11 protein-coding genes and 2 pseudogenes are annotated in these 15,358 nt (G+C 72.9%); 4 read left to right on the forward strand and 9 right to left on the reverse strand.

Translation table 11 applies throughout. The features are described from left to right. Nucleotides 1-30: 30 nt before the first annotated feature. From ACSMXW_RS19825 to ACSMXW_RS19835, 3 genes are all read left to right on the forward strand, one after another. Nucleotides 31-639: an NUDIX hydrolase gene (locus ACSMXW_RS19825; RefSeq protein ID WP_485808164.1), complete on the forward strand. Its 609-nt coding sequence runs from the start codon at nucleotides 31-33 to the stop codon at nucleotides 637-639. 116 nt (nucleotides 640-755) lie between these two features. Beyond that, complete coding sequence (locus ACSMXW_RS19830; protein ID WP_485798048.1) at nucleotides 756-1,139, forward strand: hypothetical protein; 384 nt, start codon at nucleotides 756-758, stop codon at nucleotides 1,137-1,139. Further along, nucleotides 1,136-2,335, forward strand: a complete 1,200-nt coding sequence (locus ACSMXW_RS19835) for a MarP family serine protease (RefSeq protein WP_485798049.1) — start codon at nucleotides 1,136-1,138, stop codon at nucleotides 2,333-2,335. Before ACSMXW_RS19830 ends, ACSMXW_RS19835 begins: the two co-directional genes overlap by 4 nt. A gap of 308 nt (nucleotides 2,336-2,643) precedes the next feature. Here ACSMXW_RS19835 and ACSMXW_RS19840 read toward each other — a convergent pair whose 3' ends face one another. The 8 genes and pseudogenes from ACSMXW_RS19840 to ACSMXW_RS19875 all read right to left on the reverse strand — a co-directional run bounded on the left by ACSMXW_RS19840 (nucleotide 2,644) and on the right by ACSMXW_RS19875 (nucleotide 12,735). Next, nucleotides 2,644-2,832, reverse strand: a complete 189-nt coding sequence (locus tag ACSMXW_RS19840; RefSeq protein WP_485798050.1) for a hypothetical protein — start codon at nucleotides 2,830-2,832, stop codon at nucleotides 2,644-2,646. Nucleotides 2,833-2,945: 113 nt separating this feature from the next. Next, entirely contained in the window at nucleotides 2,946-3,884 is a 939-nt protein-coding gene (locus tag ACSMXW_RS19845) for an alpha/beta fold hydrolase (protein ID WP_485798051.1), read from the reverse strand. Beyond that, complete coding sequence (locus ACSMXW_RS19850) at nucleotides 3,881-4,384, reverse strand: phage holin family protein (protein ID WP_485798052.1); 504 nt, start codon at nucleotides 4,382-4,384, stop codon at nucleotides 3,881-3,883. Before ACSMXW_RS19850 ends, ACSMXW_RS19845 begins: the two co-directional genes overlap by 4 nt. Nucleotides 4,385-4,790: 406 nt before the next feature. Continuing rightward, on the reverse strand, nucleotides 4,791-6,062 hold the full coding sequence (gene nhaA / locus ACSMXW_RS19855; RefSeq protein ID WP_485798053.1) for a Na+/H+ antiporter NhaA: 1,272 nt from the start codon (nucleotides 6,060-6,062) through the stop codon (nucleotides 4,791-4,793). 595 nt (nucleotides 6,063-6,657) lie between these two features. Continuing rightward, nucleotides 6,658-8,655 (reverse strand): acetate--CoA ligase, encoded by a 1,998-nt coding sequence (gene acs / locus ACSMXW_RS19860; protein ID WP_485798054.1) that lies wholly within the window; start codon nucleotides 8,653-8,655, stop codon nucleotides 6,658-6,660. 433 nt (nucleotides 8,656-9,088) lie between these two features. After that, nucleotides 9,089-9,436, reverse strand: a pseudogene (locus ACSMXW_RS19865) (carbonic anhydrase); the annotation flags it as partial. Further along, nucleotides 9,410-10,126, reverse strand: a pseudogene (locus ACSMXW_RS19870) (carbonic anhydrase); the annotation flags it as partial. The pseudogenes ACSMXW_RS19865 and ACSMXW_RS19870, both read right to left, overlap by 27 nt. A 1,604-nt stretch (nucleotides 10,127-11,730) precedes the next feature. Further along, the gene (locus ACSMXW_RS19875) at nucleotides 11,731-12,735 is read right to left on the reverse strand and encodes an ATP-binding protein (RefSeq protein WP_485798055.1); all 1,005 of its coding nucleotides are present in this window, start codon (nucleotides 12,733-12,735) and stop codon (nucleotides 11,731-11,733) included. Between the two features lie 100 nt (nucleotides 12,736-12,835). Between ACSMXW_RS19875 and ACSMXW_RS19880 the strand changes: the two genes are divergently transcribed. Next, nucleotides 12,836-13,705, forward strand: coding sequence for a Fic family protein (locus ACSMXW_RS19880; RefSeq protein ID WP_485798056.1), 870 nt, complete (start codon nucleotides 12,836-12,838; stop codon nucleotides 13,703-13,705). Between the two features lie 544 nt (nucleotides 13,706-14,249). Here the strand turns inward: ACSMXW_RS19880 and ACSMXW_RS19885 are convergent. Beyond that, on the reverse strand, nucleotides 14,250-15,083 hold the full coding sequence (locus ACSMXW_RS19885; protein WP_485798057.1) for an HAD family hydrolase: 834 nt from the start codon (nucleotides 15,081-15,083) through the stop codon (nucleotides 14,250-14,252). Nucleotides 15,084-15,358: the final 275 nt, after the last annotated feature.

A 15,358-nucleotide genomic window follows, 5' to 3' on the forward strand; every position in this document is an offset into this window, starting at 1 on the left:
CCGGCCTGGCTCGACCCCGTGCTGCACGCCATGCGGACGGTCCGGCCGGCGCAGCTCAGCCGCTTCCTGCCGCCCGAGGACGGCGCGGGGCGGCAGTCCGCCGTTCTGATCCTCTTCGGGGAGGGTGAGCGCGGCCCCGAGCTGCTCCTGATGGAGCGCGCGGGCTCGCTGCGCTCGCACGCCGGCCAGCCGTCGTTCCCGGGCGGCGCCCTCGATCCGGAGGACGGCGACCCGGCTGGCGCGGGACCGGTGCGGGCGGCCCTGCGCGAGGCACACGAGGAGACCGGGCTCGACCCCCGGGGCGTGCAGGTCTTCGGTGTGCTCCCGAAGCTCTACATCCCGGTGAGCGAGTTCGTCGTCACCCCCGTGCTCGGATGGTGGCGCGATCCGAGCCCCGTCGGCGTGGTGGACCCGGGCGAAACGGCCCGGGTCTTCACGGTTCCCGTGGCGGATCTCACGGATCCGGAGCATCGCGCCATGGCGGTTCATCCACGGGGCCACAAGGGTCCGGCGTTTATCGTCGAATCGGCTCTGGTCTGGGGTTTCACGGCCGGCGTGATCGACAGCATCCTGCACTACGCCGGCTGGGAACGGCCCTGGGACCGGGAGAAGCTGGTCCCGCTCGACTATCACGCATGACAAGGTGGGCCGACGGGCGCACAGCGGAATCGGGCCGACGGGCGCACAGCGGAAGTGAGCCGTGAAGCGGTGCGGCGGCAGGCAGGGAGCAGCAGGCAGTGAGCGGTGAGGATCGCATGGCCGGCGGCGGCGCCGGGCTGGGCGTGACCGGGCAGGGCTTCGGGCTGGGCGTGACCGGGCAGGGCTTCCGGCTGGGTGCGGCCGGCCAGGGCTTGTGGCTGGATGCGGCCGGTGAGCACTACGGGCCGGGTGTGGCCGGTGAGCGCTTCGGGCTGGGTGTGGCCGGTGAGTGCTTCGGGCTGGGTGTGGCCAACGGTGGCGTCGGGCCCGGCGTGGTCGGCAGTGGCGTCGGGCCCGGCGTGAGCGACGATGGGCCGGGCGTGACCAGGGAGCGCGTCGGGTCCGGCGCGACCGGCCGGGGTCCGGGGCCCGGCGTGAGCAGCCGGGGTCCGGGGCCCGGCGTGACCGGTGAAGAGGTAAGGCGGGGCTGCGAACGGTGAACGTACTGGACTACCTGCTGCTGGCCGCCGCCGTCTGGTTCGCGTGGGTCGGCTACCGGCAGGGCTTCGTCGTCGGCATCCTGTCGGTGATCGGCTTCCTCGGCGGCGGTCTCGTCGCCGTCTACGCCCTCCCGGTGATCTGGGACCGGATCACCCAGGACGCACAGGTGACCACCTCCGTGGCCGTGATCGCCGTGGTGCTGGTGATCGTCTGCGCCTCCGTGGGCCAGGCCTTCACCACCCACCTCGGCAACAAGCTGCGCCGCCACATCACCTGGTCGCCCGCCCGCGCCCTGGACGCGACGGGCGGCGCGCTGGTGAACACGGTCGCGATGCTGCTCGTGGCCTGGCTGATCGGCTCGGCCCTCGCGGGCACCACCCTGCCGACGCTGGGCAAGGAGGTACGGGACTCCAAGGTGCTGCTCGGGGTCTCCCGCGCGCTGCCCGCGCAGGCCGACACCTGGTTCGCCGACTTCTCCTCGGTGCTCGCGCAGAACGGCTTCCCGCAGGTCTTCAGCCCGTTCGCCAACGAGCCCATCCACGAGGTGCAGCCCCCCGACCCGGCGCTGGAGGGCAGCCCCGTCGCCGCCCAGGCGAGACGTTCCATCGTGAAGGTGGTCGGTACCGCGCCCAGTTGCGGGAAGGTCCTCGAAGGCAGCGGCTTCGTCTTCGCGCCGCGCCGGGTGATGACCAACGCCCATGTCGTCGGCGGGGTCGACGAGCCCACCGTGCAGATAGGGGGCCAGGGCAGGCTGCTGGACGCCAAGGTCGTCCTCTACGACTGGCGGCGCGACATCGCCGTCCTCGACGTGCCCGGCCTCGACGCGCCCACGCTGCAGTTCTCCTCGTCCGACGCCACCAGCGGCAGCAGCGCCATCGTCGCCGGCTTCCCCGAGAACGGCGGGTACGACGTCCGTTCCGCCCGGGTCCGCGGCCGGATCGCGGCGAACGGCCCGGACATCTACCATCGCGGCACCGTCCGCCGCGACGTGTACTCGCTGTACGCGACCGTGCGCCAGGGGAACTCGGGCGGCCCGCTGCTCACCCCCGACGGCAGGGTCTACGGTGTCGTCTTCGCCAAGTCGCTTGACGACCCGGAGACCGGCTACGCGCTCACCGCGGACGAGATCCGCCCCGACATCGCCTCGGGGCGCACGGCGAACCAGCAGGTCGACAGCCAGGGGTGCGCGCTGTAACCCCATTGGGCGTCGCCCCGGTCCCCCCGGGTGCCGGGGCTTGCCCGTCCCCGGGGGCGCAGGGAACTGAACCCGCCCCCCATGCCGTCCTGGCAACGGGGGAGCGACCAGCCCCGACCTGCCCATCGGGTCGCCACCGGCCCACGGGGCAGACGCAGTCGGTCCGAGCCACCGGCCGGGTGGGGGGCGCGCGCGAAGTTCCCCGCGCCCCCTGAGGGCACCGGGGTACACCGAACGGACAGGCTCCGTCACACCCGGGGGATGCGGCGGGCGTCAGCAGCCCCGCCGTTGGCGTAGGGGTGCCGCCGTCATCCCCGCGTGTGGCGTAGCCGTGCCGATACCCAGCGGGCCCGGCGCCGCAGAATGCGGGGGATCCCGATGTCGTCGGGGGAGGGTTCGTGTCCCTCCACCGTGGGGCCGTCTCCGCGGAGCGCGTTCAGCGGAGTGGCCGAGCGGCGATTGCGTGCTACGTCACTGTAGTCGTGCCTCCAGCCCATACCGGGACGTCTGCCCGGCCCTCAAGGTCGGTAACCGCCATGGCACCCCCCAATCGGCGTATGCGCCCGGCACATGGCGGCACCGCCGACCGGCCCCGCGCCGCCGGGCCCCGCTACCGGTCCGGCTCGGGGTCCAGCAGCCACCCGACCAGCTCCGTGGAGAAGCCCATCGGGTCCTCCTCGTGGGGAAAGTGACCGAGCCCGTCGAAGAGCCGCCAGCGGTACGGGGCCTCCACGTACTCGCCGGAGCCGGCCGCGCTGCGCGTGCGCATCACCGGGTCCAGGGACCCGTGCAGATGCAGCGTCGGCACCCGTACGGGCCGCTTCATCCGCCGGTTGAACTGGATGCCGTCCGGCCGCGCCAGCGACCGCACCATCCACCGGTACGGCTCGATCGAGCAGTGCGCCGTCGACGGGATGCACATCGCCCGCCGGTAGACGTCCACCGCGTCGTCGTCGGGCGGCTTGGGGCCCGACCACTGCCGGATCAGCCGTCCCACCAGCGCCCCGCCGTCCGCCATGAGCTGCCGCTCGGGCACCCAGGGCCGCTGGAACCCCCAGATGTGGGAACTCGCCGCGGTCTGCCGCGCGTCGGCGAGCATCGCCGACCGCCAGCGCCGCGGATGCGGCATGGACGAGACGGCCAGCCGCCGCACCAGCTTGGGCCGCATCACGGCCGCCGTCCATGCCAGGTAGCCGCCCAGGTCATGGCCGACCAGCGCGGCGTCCGGCTCGCCCAGGGACCGTACGACGCCCGTGATGTCCAGGGCGAGGTTGGCCGGGTCGTAGCCGCGGGGCGTGCGGTCGCTGCCGCCCACGCCCCGCAGGTCCATCGCCACCGCGCGGAAACCGGCCTCTGCCAGTGCCACGAGCTGGTGCCGCCAGGCCCACCAGAACTGCGGGAAGCCGTGCAGCAGGAGCACCAGCGGCCCGTCGCCCAGCTCCGCGATGTGGAAGCGCGCGCCGTTCGCGGCCACGTCGCGGTGGGTCCAGGGGCCGGCGATGCGGACCGTGGCGGTCGGCGGGGCGGAGGGTGTGGCGGGGTCGGTCATGAGGATGAGCGTGCCACAGTCTTCCCGTCCTCGATGGCCGCCGGGGCGGCGTCCCGCGCGGCGGGCACGGCGCGCGGGTGCGGCTTGACGTTCCCGAGCACCGCGGCGGTCTCCTTGGCCGACGCGATGGCCTTCTGCGCGCCGCGGCCCCGCCGGGCCTTCTTCATGAACATGGTGCCGATCAGGGCGAGCAGGCCCGCCACCACCACGTTGGCCGCGAACGACAGCAGGAAGCAGACCGACAGGTGCCAGCCGCTCCAGAACTGGATGCCGTAGGCGAGGGCGAAGTTCAGCATCGGCAGGGAGAAGATCAGCAGCACTCCGGCCACCGTGTACGCGCCCCCGCTGGCCGCGCCGCGTTTGACGTCCTGCCGCAACTGGGCCTTGGCCAGGGCGATCTCGTCGTGCACCAGGGCGGACAGCTCGCCGGTCGCCGTGGCCACCAGCGAGCCGAGGCTGCGCTCGGCGCCGACGGGTTCGTCGGAAGCGGATGCGCTCATCGCGTTCTCCCTCTGCATCGTGGTACGTGGCCTCAGATCATGCCGGACGGGCGTCGCCGTCGCGTGACCGCCCGTCTCTTCGGCAAGTCTCCGCCTCGCCCGACCGCACCCTTTCCGGCCTCTCCGCGGGCGTCGGCGGTTTGCGTCCGGTGGGGCGGTGGCCGGGTGGCCCGGTGGTCGGTTTGCTGGTGGTCGGTTTGCTGGTGGTCGGGTTGCTCGGTCGCCTGGGGCCTGGGGGCCTGGTAGCCCGGTGGCCCGGTAGCCCGGTGGGCACAGCGGATCGGGTGCGAACCCGGGGCGGTCCCCGGATGGTGACGACCTGACGGTCTGCTCGTAGCCGGTCGCGCGGTTCGCCACGCTCCAGGGGGGCGCCGTCGGCCGTACCGTCCCGTCCGCTTACCGGCCGTCAGGGTCCGCCGTCCCCGCCGGCGTCCCGCTCTTCGGCCTCGCAGAGCCTGCGGTACGTCCTGTTGCGGAACCGCAGCAGGACGGCGGCGGCGATGGCCGCGACGAGGGAGCCCACGAGGACGGCGGCCTTGACCTCATCGGTCAGGGCGGGGTCGCCGGTGAACGCCAGCTCCCCGATGAGCAGCGAGACGGTGAAGCCGACACCCGCGACCACCGCCACAGCGAACAGATCGGCCCAGACCAGGTCCTCGCTGAGCTGCGCCCTGGTGAAACGGGCCGAGAGCCAGGTTCCGCCGAAGATCCCGAGCGGCTTGCCGACCACCAGGCCGAGCACCACGCCCAGCGTCTCCGGCCTGGTGACCACGTCGGCCAGCACCGTGCCGGAGACGGCCACCCCGGCGCTGAACAGCGCGAAGAGCGGGACGGCGAGCCCGGCGGACAGCGGCCGCACCAGATGCTCGATCCGCTCGCCAGGAGAGCGGCTCTCGCCATGTTCCCGGTGGCAGCGCTGGACCAGTCCCAGGGCGATCCCGGCGACGGTCGCGTGTACTCCGCTGTTGGCCGTCAGGCCCCACGTCACCAGACCGAGCGGAACGTAGACGTACCAGCCGCGCACCCGGGTGTACCGCAGCAGCAGCCAGAAGACGACGACGCAGGCGGCGGCGCCGGCCAGCGCGGCGAAGTTCACGTCCCCGGTGAAGAAGACGGCGATGATCAGGATCGCGAGGAGGTCGTCGACGACGGCGAGCGTCAGCAGGAACGCGCGCAGCGCGGATGGCAGCGAGGCGCCGACGACCGCGAGGACGGCGAGTGCGAACGCGATGTCGGTGGCGGTGGGCACGGCCCAGCCGGCCTGGGAACCGCCGCCGGCGGTGTTGACGAGGGCGTAGACCAGCGCGGGCGTCAGCATGCCGCAGAATGCGGCGACGACGGGCAGGACGGCGGTTCGTGGGTCGCGCAGGTCGCCCGCGACGAGTTCCCGCTTCAGCTCGATGCCGGCGACGAAGAAGAAGACGGCCAGCAGGCCGTCGGAGGCCCAGTGCTGGAGCGTGAGGTCCAGGCCGAGCAAGGCGGGGCCGACGTGCGTGGTGCGCACCGTCGCATAGCTCGCCTTGACGGGGGTGTTCGCCCAGATCAGGGCCGCGACGGCGGCGAGGAGGAGCAGGATGCCGCCGACGGTCTCGGCACGCAGGGCGTCGGCGATGAAGGCGCGCTCGGGGAGGGGGAGAAGGGTGAGCACCCTGCGGCGCGGGGTCCGGGGGAGCGGCACGGCGGTCCTCCGGTACGGGACGGTCCTCCAGGACGGGACGGCGGGGTGGCCTTCCGGAGTCTTGCACCACTTTAGGGTGTGGAAGTCCGGCGGACGCTACACGACGGCGCGTGGCGACCACTTCCCCGACGCCCCGGCAAGCGCCCGGCCGACGTCAACCACGCAGGGGCGGGAACGCGCTCGGGGCGACGGCGAACCGTGCGGCAGACGCCAACCACTCGGGGCGACGGCGAACCATGCGGCCGACGTCAACCACTCAGGGGCGCGGGGAACTGCGCGACCAGCCACGACGGGACCGCCGGATCGCCACCGACCGGGCGGGCCGAACGGGACCGCCGGATCGCCACCGACCGGGCGGGCCGGACGAGACCGCCGGATCGCCACCGACCGAGCGGGCCGAACGGGACCGCCGGGCCGCCACCGACCGGGCGGGCCGGACGGGACCGCCGGATCGCCACCGACCGGGCGGGCCGGACGGGACCGCCGGATCGCCACCGACCGGGCGGGCCGGACGAGACCGCCGGACCGCCACCGACCGGGCGGGGCAGGACGGGACCGTCAGGTCGCCGTGACTGAGCGCGCAGCCCCCTCGCGCTCAGTCCTCGCTGGGCGCCGACGGCAGCTTGGACTGGATGAGGTCCATCACCGAGGAGTCGGTGAGCGTCGTGACGTCCCCCAGCTCCCGGTTCTCGGCGACGTCGCGCAGCAGCCGGCGCATGATCTTCCCGGAGCGGGTCTTCGGCAGCTCGGCCACCGGCAGGATCCGCTTCGGCTTGGCGATCGGGCCCAGTGTCTTGCCGACGTGGTCCCTGAGCGCGCCGATGAGGCTCGCGTCCTCGCTGGCCGTGCCCCGCAGGATCACGAAGGCGACGATGGCCTGCCCGGTCGTCTCGTCCGCCGCGCCGACGACGGCCGCCTCGGCGACCGAGGGGTGCGAGACCAGCGCGGACTCCACCTCCGTGGTGGAGATGTTGTGGCCGGAGACGAGCATCACGTCGTCGACGCGGCCGAGCAGCCACACATCGCCGTCGTCGTCCTTCTTGGCGCCGTCACCCGCGAAGTACCGGCCCGGGAAGCGCGACCAGTAGGTGTCCAGGAACCGCTGGTCGTCGCCCCAGATGGTGCGGAGCATGGACGGCCAGGGCTCGGTGAGGACGAGGTAGCCACCGCCGCCGTTCGGCACCTCGTTCCCCTCGTCGTCGACGACCGTGGCCGCGATGCCGGGCAGCGGACGCTGCGCCGAGCCGGGCTTGGTCTCGGTGACGCCGGGCAGCGGCGAGATCATCATCGCGCCGGTCTCCGTCTGCCACCAGGTGTCCACGATCGGGCAGCGGTCACCGCCGATGTGCTTGCGGTACCAGACCCACGCCTCGGGGTTGATCGGCTCCCCGACCGAGCCCAGCACCCGCAGGCTGCCGAGGTCGAACTTGGCGGGGATGTCGTCGCCCCACTTCATGAACGTGCGGATCGCGGTCGGCGCCGTGTAGAGGACCGTGACGCCGTACTTCTGCACGATCTCCCAGAAGCGGCCCTGGTGCGGGGTGTCCGGGGTGCCCTCGTAGATCACCTGCGTGGCGCCGTTCGAGAGCGGGCCGTAGACGATGTACGAGTGGCCGGTGACCCAGCCGATGTCGGCCGTGCACCAGTAGACGTCGGTCTCGGGCTTGAGGTCGAAGACGGCGTGGCTGGTGTACGAGGCCTGGGTGAGGTAGCCGCCGGACGTGTGCAGGATGCCCTTGGGCTTCCCCGTGGTGCCGGAGGTGTAGAGGATGAAGAGCGGCTGCTCGGCGTCGAACGCCTCGGGGGTGTGCTCGGCGGACTGCCGCCCGGTGATCTCGTGCCACCAGAGGTCGCGGCCCTCGGTCCAGGCCACGTCCTGGCCGGTACGGCGCACGACCAGCACCTTCTCGACACTCTGGGTACGGGCCACGGCGTCGTCCACGGCGGGCTTGAGCGCGGACGGCTTGCCGCGGCGGTAGCCGCCGTCGGCGGTGATCACGACCTTGGCGTCGGCGTCGTCGATCCGGGCCGCGATGGCGTCCGCGGAGAACCCGCCGAAGACGACCGAGTGGGCGGCGCCGATGCGGGCGCAGGCCAGCATCGCCACGACGGCCTCGGGGATCATCGGCAGGTAGACGGCGACCCGGTCGCCCTTGGTGACACCCAACTCGGTCAGGGCGTTGGCCGCCCGGGAGACCTCGTCCTTCAGCTCGGCGTAGGTGACCGCCCGGCCGTCGCCCGGCTCGCCCTCGAAGTGGATCGCCACCCGGTCGCCGTGGCCCGCCTCGACATGGCGGTCCACACAGTTGTACGCGACGTTGAGCTTGCCGTCCGCGAACCACTTGGCGAACGGCGGGTTCGACCAGTCCAGGGTCTCGGTGGGCTCGGTGGCCCAGGTCAGGCGGCGGGCCTGCTCGGCCCAGAAGCCGAGCCTGTCAGCCTTGGCCTGCTCATACGCCTCCCCCGTGACGTTGGCGTGCGCGGCCAGGTCCGCGGGGGGCGCAAAACGACGCTCCTCCTTCAAGAGGTTGGCCAGGCTTTCGTTGCTCACGACATCTCCCTTTCCCAGGGTGTCCGTTGTGTCCCAGGCCACAGCTCATCAGAAGCGTGCCGCTGGTGACAAGAGCTGGCCGGCAAACTGGTATAGACCTGTTGCCGGTGCCTGGATCCTCCATTCTGCGGTCAGAGTAGGCCCCCTGGGAGCGGGTGTCCGGGAGGGGTGGGCCCGGGGCCCGCGTCGGGGTTGTGGGCGTGGTGTGGGCTGGTCGTGGGGTGGGGCGGTCGTGGGGTGACTGTGTGGTGGGTGGGCCTGGGCTGGTGGTCTGGAGGTGACGGGAGGCGCCGTGACGTGAGGGGCGCGGTCGCGGGCTGGGGTGACTGGGCCCCGGTCCGAGGCTGAGGCTCATGGCGGAGCTCGGAGCTGGGAGCTCGGAGCTGGGAGCTCGGAGCTCAGAGGTCGAAGCCCGGAGCTCGAAGCCCGGAGCCGGGCGCGGGGGCGTACGGCGCGGAGCCCGGGGGCGCGGGGCTCAGGGCGGGGTCTCGGTGATGGGGGCGGGGGCCGGGGCCGGGTCAGCCGCGGAGGCCACCTGGTCGAAGACCGGGCTGCCGTCGTCGGCCAGCAGGTAGGCCTGGGCCTCGGCGACGTGGAAGTACATCCCGTGCAGGTCGAGTTCCTCGGCCGCGAGGCCCCGCGCCACCGCCTCGTGGGCACGCAGATGGGCGAGCTGCTGCAGGACGTTCGTCAGGCACAGCCGCTCGACCGCGTCCGTGGGCGGCCGACCGCCGAGCCGCACCATCGGCGGCTCGGCACCCCGCATCCACTCCAGTCCGGGTCGTCCGTGGCGCAGCCAGCGCTTCAGGGGGGTGGCCGCGGCGGGGACGCGGTCCGCGGAACGTGCTCCCTGGGTGATCGGTCGGCCGGCCGCCGAACGTTCTCCGTGCGGGGGTGGTGCGCCGTCCGGGGAACGTGCTCCCTGGAGGGTCGGTGCGCAGGCCGCGGAACGTGTCTCCCTGGCGCATCGCGGTCCGGGCACGGAACGTGCGTCCTGGGCGCACGCTGCGGTTCCGGCCGCTCCTTGGCCGTCCTCCGCCGTGGCCAGCAGCGCCTGCATCGCGCCGCAGTCCGAGTGGCCGCACACGGTGATGGACCGCACCTTCAGCACGTCCACCGCGTACTCGATGGCGGCGGCCACGGAGTCGTCCCCGCTCTCCTCGCCCGGGAGCGGCACGAGGTTGCCGATGTTCCGTACGACGAAGAGGTCGCCGGGACCGCTGGAGGTGATCATCGAGGTGACGAGGCGGGAGTCGGCGCAGGTCAGGAAGAGTTGCGAGGGCCGCTGCCCCTCGCGCGCGAGGCGTGCCAGCTCGTCGCGGACCAGGGGTGCCGTGTGCCGTTGGAAAGCGCTGATGCCGTGCGTCAGCTGGTGCAGCGCACTCGCCCGGCCGGCCGTCTGCGCCGGCGCCTGGGGCGCGGGGCGGACGCCGAGGTGTCCGGCGAACCGCATCTCCGGGCGGGCACCGGAGCCCGCGGGGTGGCGCGGCGGTCCGGTCCTGGCGCCGCTCCGGAGAACGGTGCCCACGCCGTCCGGGGCGGTGGCGTGTCCCGGGGAGGCGTACGCCTCGGGGGACTGGCCGACCGGGAGGAAGCTTCCGGCCGTCCGTGCGCACGGCCGGTGGTCCTTGCGGCCCTTGCGGCCTCTGCGGCCCCAGCGGTCCTTGTGGTCTTCAGAGTCCGCACGATCGGCGCGCGTGCCGGGCGCGGCGAACCCCATGGCCGCCTCCGCCGCGAGGCTCCCCAGTGGGGAGCGGCGGGCTCCGGCGCCATGGAGGGCAAGGTGCCGGATGCGTCCGTACAGGCCCAGGCCCGCCGCCGCCACGAGGACCACGGCCACCCCGGGCAGGACGCCCAGGAGGAGCACGGCCAGGGCGGTCACGGCCCACAGGAACGCGTGGGGGCCACGGGCGACGTCGTGGGCACGGAGGCGGACTCCGGCGGCGGCCGGCGACGGGAGGGCGCACACCAGTGTGAGGGTGAGCACTCCGGCCACGGTGCCGGCCACGGGCCCGTCCGGGAACCCGGCCAGGACCTGGCTGTCCCATGACTCCGGCACCACGCTGGGCAGCCCTGGTCCGGCCAGCGCACCCACCATGGCCGCCCCGGTGCAGACGGCCGGCATCGTCCCTCCGGCTCGCCGGGCGCGGTCGGGCCACCCCTGGCGCCCGGCGCCCAGCACCGGCCGGGCCCCCTTGAGGGCGTGCCAGGAACCGATGCGCCGTGGCAGGGCGGGAAAGCCGGACCGTGCGCCGCCCCGGCGCGCCGCGCCTTGGTCGGGCGCTTGGCCGTGCCCTTGGCCGACGGCGGAGCGGTGGCCGCCTGTGTCCGGGGCGGGCTGGGCTGCCGTGTTCGTGTGGCCCGCGACGGCCGCGTGGCGCCCCGTCGGCAGGCAGGCGCGGCAGAGCTGGAGTAACGCGGCGAGCGCGACGGTGATGCCGGCCGCCCGCCACCCGTGGCGGTCCACGAACTCGGCGCACACGACGGCGAACCCCGCCGCGACCGCACTCGCCCACACGGGCGATCCCCCGAACCACCCCGCGATCAGGCCTCCTCCCGCCGCGGCCACCAGCCCCGCGGGCAGCGGCGCCCCGACGACCAGCGCGACGCCCAGGCACAGCGGCAGTGCGATCAGGAAGACGACGGGCAGGCCGTGGGGCCTGTGCAGACGAGCCGTGGGTGCCGGGTCGGGAGCGCGAGGGGACGTGCAGGCTGACATGGGTTCGTCTCCTGAGAGGCAGCGCGGTCGTGGGACGGTCGAGAAAACGGCCTGATCGCAGCCGGAGATCACCGCGTGCGGCGACGCTGGACTTGCTCAACTCTCGGTAAACGAACCGTAATACAGAGTAAAGATGGCGTCAGGGGGATTCGGGTAATCGATGCAGTGATCCACCCGTACAGGTGATATGTGTGATTGATGAAACGCCCCGGCCGTTCGGCCCGCCGGGGTGTCCGGTCGGCCGGGACCGTCCGGAGTGGCGGGGCCATCCGGAGTGCCGGGACCGTATGCGGTGCCGGGGTGCCGGGGTGCCGGGGTGCCGGGGTGCCGGGGTGCCGAGGTGCGCGACCTGGCACGCTCGGCGTCCCGGCGCCCGGCGTCCGTGCCCTGAGGCAGGCTCAGGCCGGCTGCACCGCCTGGGCCTCCGCCGGGCCCGCGGCGGACTCCCGCAGGACGAACCCTGGGTCGACCTGGCCGGCCAGGTCGATGCCCGTCCGCTCATTTCCCCAGTTCTGCGCGTTCTTCAGGTGGAACTGCACCATCTGGCGCGTGTAGCGCTCCCAGTCGCGCGTCGCGTATGTGGCGTCGGCGGCGGCCCTGAGGGTCCCCAGCGCGCGCTGATTGCCGGCTTCCAGGTCGTCGAAGCGGGGTGAGCGGCCCTTCTCCAGGGCGCGCACCCACTCGGAGTGCCCGAAGGCCGCCAGCAGGTCGTCACCGGCTGCGGCGGTCAGGAAGTCGATGTCGTCCTGGCTCTGGACCTTGTTGCCGACGACTCTCAGGGTGATGTCGAAGTCACGCGCGTACTCCATGTACTGGCGGTAGACGGACACTCCCTTCCGGGTCGGCTCGGCCACCAGGAAGGTCATGTCGAAGCGGGTGAACATGCCGGACGCGAACGAGTCCGAACCCGCGGTCATGTCGACGACCACGTACTCGTGGGGGCCGTCGACGAGGTGGTTGAGGCACAGCTCCACGGCGCCCGTCTTGGAGTGGTAGCAGGCGACGCCGAGGTCGGCCTCCGTGAACGGTCCCGTGACCATCAAACGCGCGGTGCCGCCTTCGAGTTCCACCGGCCGCGCGCACGCGTCGTAGACGGGATTGTCCTCGCGTACCCGCAGCAGCCGTGAGCCGCTGCCGGGCGGAGTGGTCTTGATCATGGCGTCGGCGGAGCCGATTCGCGGGTTGGAGCCGCGCAGGTACTCCTTGATCAGGGGCAGCCTGGCCCCCATGGCGGGCAGCGCGGCGGCGGTGTCCTCACAGAGCCCCAGTGCCGTCCCCAGGTGCTGGTTGATGTCGGCGTCCACGGCGACGACGGGGGCGCCGGTGGCGACGAGATGGCGGATGAACAGGGAGGACAGGGTGGTCTTGCCGCTGCCGCCCTTTCCCACGAAAGCGATCTTCATATTCACGTAGAGTAGTCGAATGACTGCCTGTAGTGCTCACCCGGAGGGAGGAAGCCACTCCATCGTGGGGTCGCTCTCGGGAGTGCGTAGGGTCGTACTCATGAGTACGACAGGTGCGTCCGCCGATCCGCTCGCCGCCCTGGGTGAGCTGCCTGGCGTCGGGGACACGGTGGAGTCCGTACGGGGTGCCGTGGACCGCGTCTACGGTCACCGGGTCATGCGGCGCCGCAGCCCGGAGGTCTCCTCGGAGGCGGCGCTGCGTGGCGCGCGTGCGTCGGCCGCGCTCTCGGGCGCCGACTGGGCGCTCGAAGAGGTGCGCAGGCGGACCGACTTCCGTGGTGCGGACGCCGCCGACCCGGCGCGCACGGTCGGCGCGGCCCTGCGGCTGACCGCCGAGGCGGGCCAACTGCTGTCCATATGGCGGCAGTCACCCCTCCGTGTCCTGGCCCGCCTCCATCTGCTGGCGGCCGCGGGGCGCGGCGAGGAGGCGGGGCGCGGCGAGGAGGCGGGGCGCGGCGAGGAGGTGGGCCGGCCGCGGCAGGCGGGGGAGCGTGTCGACGAGGAGTTCGGTGAGCTGCCGCTTCCGGCTGCGGACGAGGTCGCCGCGCGCCTGGACGGGCTGTCGGGGCTGATCGTCGCGGGCAGCTCGGCGCCGGCTCTGGTGACGGCCGCCGTGGTGCACGGCGAACTGCTCGCACTGCGTCCCTTCACCTCGCACAACGGCCTGGTCGCGCGCGCCGCCGAACGCATCGTCCTGGTGGGCAGCGGCCTGGACCCCAAGGCGGTCTGCCCGGCCGAGGTGGGCCACGGTGAGCAGGGCCGCGCGGCGTATCTGACGGCCCTCCAGGGCTATGCCTCCGGCACGCCGCAAGGGATGGCGTCCTGGATCGCCCACTGCGGGCGCGCGGTGGAACTGGGGGCCCGGGAGTCGACGGCGGTCTGCGAGGCGATGCAGCGAGGCGCCGCCTGAACCGCGCGGCGTGCGGCCGCCTCTTCGGGGTCTCCTTCGGGGCGTCGGCTCAAGGCCCGGACGCGCCGGACACAGAGGTGCGGCGGTACGACGACTCGTACCGCCGCTGGCATGACCACCTGGTTACCATGCGTCCTTTGTTTAGCGCCCACCGAGTCGGGGACTGCGTCCCCGTTGCCCGGTGCGGCTGGCCCGTATTCGACGGGTCGGCGTCGCGTGGGTGCCGGGTGCCCATGCGCGGTCCGTGGGCCGTGTGCGTGTCGAGGTGATCCTCTCGGATGTCCCTGGTCTCGCGGGCCGTCAATTCCTTTGTACTCCTGCGCCGGGTGCGGCGAAACCCCCTGCGCGCGGTATTTACTTTTAACTTCAAACGGTGCAAAAGGGGTGGGGAGGCGCGCTCGGGCGCGGCGGGCGCCGGAGTGTTCGGGGTGCACTCCCGGAACCCGTGCGTGCGGGCGCCCGTTGCCCGCCGGTCGCGGGCTGCCGCCCGGGGTCGCCCGCCGGGGCGCCTGCCGTGGTGGCGGGGCCGGCTCGGGGTGTCGCGTCAGGCCGTTGCGGCGCGGCGCCGGCTGGCGTACCAGACCAGCCCCGCGGTGGCCGCCGCCGCGCCGACCGCCGCGACTGCCATGAGTGCCGGGCGAGGCGGCACGGACAGGGAGGGCAGCCGCTGTTTGAGCCGGACCGGGCGGTGGAAGTCGAGGATCGGCCACTGCCGCGCCACGGCCTCGCGTCGTAGCGCCCGGTCGGGGTTGACGGCGCAGGGGTGCCCGACGGACTCCAGCATCGGCAGGTCCGTCGCCGAGTCGCTGTAGGCGTAGCAGCGGGACAGGTCGTACCCCTCGGACTCGGCGAGGTCCCGGATCGCCTCCGCCTTGGTGGGTCCGTAGGCGTAGTAGTCGATCTCCCCCGTGAAGCAGCCGTCGTCGCCCACGACCATGCGGGTGGCGACCACGCGGTCCGCGCCCAGCAGTTCGCCGATGGGCTCGACGACCTCCGCGCCGGAGGTGGAGACGATCACCACATCGCGCCCCGCGGAGTGGTGGTCCTCGATGAGGGATGCCGCCTCGTCGTAGATGATCGGATCGATGAGATCGTGCAGGGTCTCGGCCACGATCTCCTTCACCTGCCGGACGTTCCATCCACGGCACAGCGCCGACAGGTACGCCCGCATGCGCTCCATCTGGTCATGGTCGGCGCCGCCCGCAAGGAAGACGAACTGCGCATAGGCGGTGCGCAGTACGTCCCTGCGGCCGATCAGTCCGCCTTGGTAGAAGGACTTGCTGAAGGTGAGCGTGCTCGACTTCGCAATGACCGTCTTGTCCAGGTCAAAGAAGGCTGCTGTGCGAGGCAAGGAGTGGTTTTCCACGCCCTTGAGCATATGCGCCCGCCATTCGGCGTAAGCTGTGGCGCGTGGGTTTGCCTGAGAAGGCTCTCGGGTACACCATGGAAGTCACGGATCGTTCGCGACCGTGCTAACCCGGCCCGACTCCTCCCCCCCCGAGTCGGCCGTGGGGACGACCCCCGCTCTCCCCCCCGGCGGGGGTCGTCGCATGTCCGGATGGGTTTTCTCCGTCCTCTCCGCCCCTTCGGGGCCGCGCGGCGGCCGCTGGTGCCCGCGCCTTCCCCTCTCGAAGATCGTCACTCTCCGTGACC

Source organism: Streptomyces sp. DSM 116793, from assembly GCF_057320905.1.

What these genes read in the sequence shown, in the direction of transcription:
- ACSMXW_RS19825 (WP_485808164.1), top strand. Translation starts at nt 31, where the DNA reads ATGCGGACGGTCCGGCCGGCGCAGCTCAGCCGCTTCCTGCCGCCCGAG.
- ACSMXW_RS19830 (WP_485798048.1), top strand. Translation starts at nt 756, where the DNA reads ATGGCCGGCGGCGGCGCCGGGCTGGGCGTGACCGGGCAGGGCTTCGGG.
- ACSMXW_RS19840 (WP_485798050.1), bottom strand. Translation starts at nt 2,832, where the DNA reads ATGGGCTGGAGGCACGACTACAGTGACGTAGCACGCAATCGCCGCTCG.
- ACSMXW_RS19845 (WP_485798051.1), bottom strand. Translation starts at nt 3,884, where the DNA reads ATGACCGACCCCGCCACACCCTCCGCCCCGCCGACCGCCACGGTCCGC.
- ACSMXW_RS19850 (WP_485798052.1), bottom strand. Translation starts at nt 4,384, where the DNA reads ATGAGCGCATCCGCTTCCGACGAACCCGTCGGCGCCGAGCGCAGCCTC.
- ACSMXW_RS19875 (WP_485798055.1), bottom strand. Translation starts at nt 12,735, where the DNA reads ATGAAGATCGCTTTCGTGGGAAAGGGCGGCAGCGGCAAGACCACCCTG.
- ACSMXW_RS19880 (WP_485798056.1), top strand. Translation starts at nt 12,836, where the DNA reads ATGAGTACGACAGGTGCGTCCGCCGATCCGCTCGCCGCCCTGGGTGAG.
- ACSMXW_RS19885 (WP_485798057.1), bottom strand. Translation starts at nt 15,083, where the DNA reads ATGCTCAAGGGCGTGGAAAACCACTCCTTGCCTCGCACAGCAGCCTTC.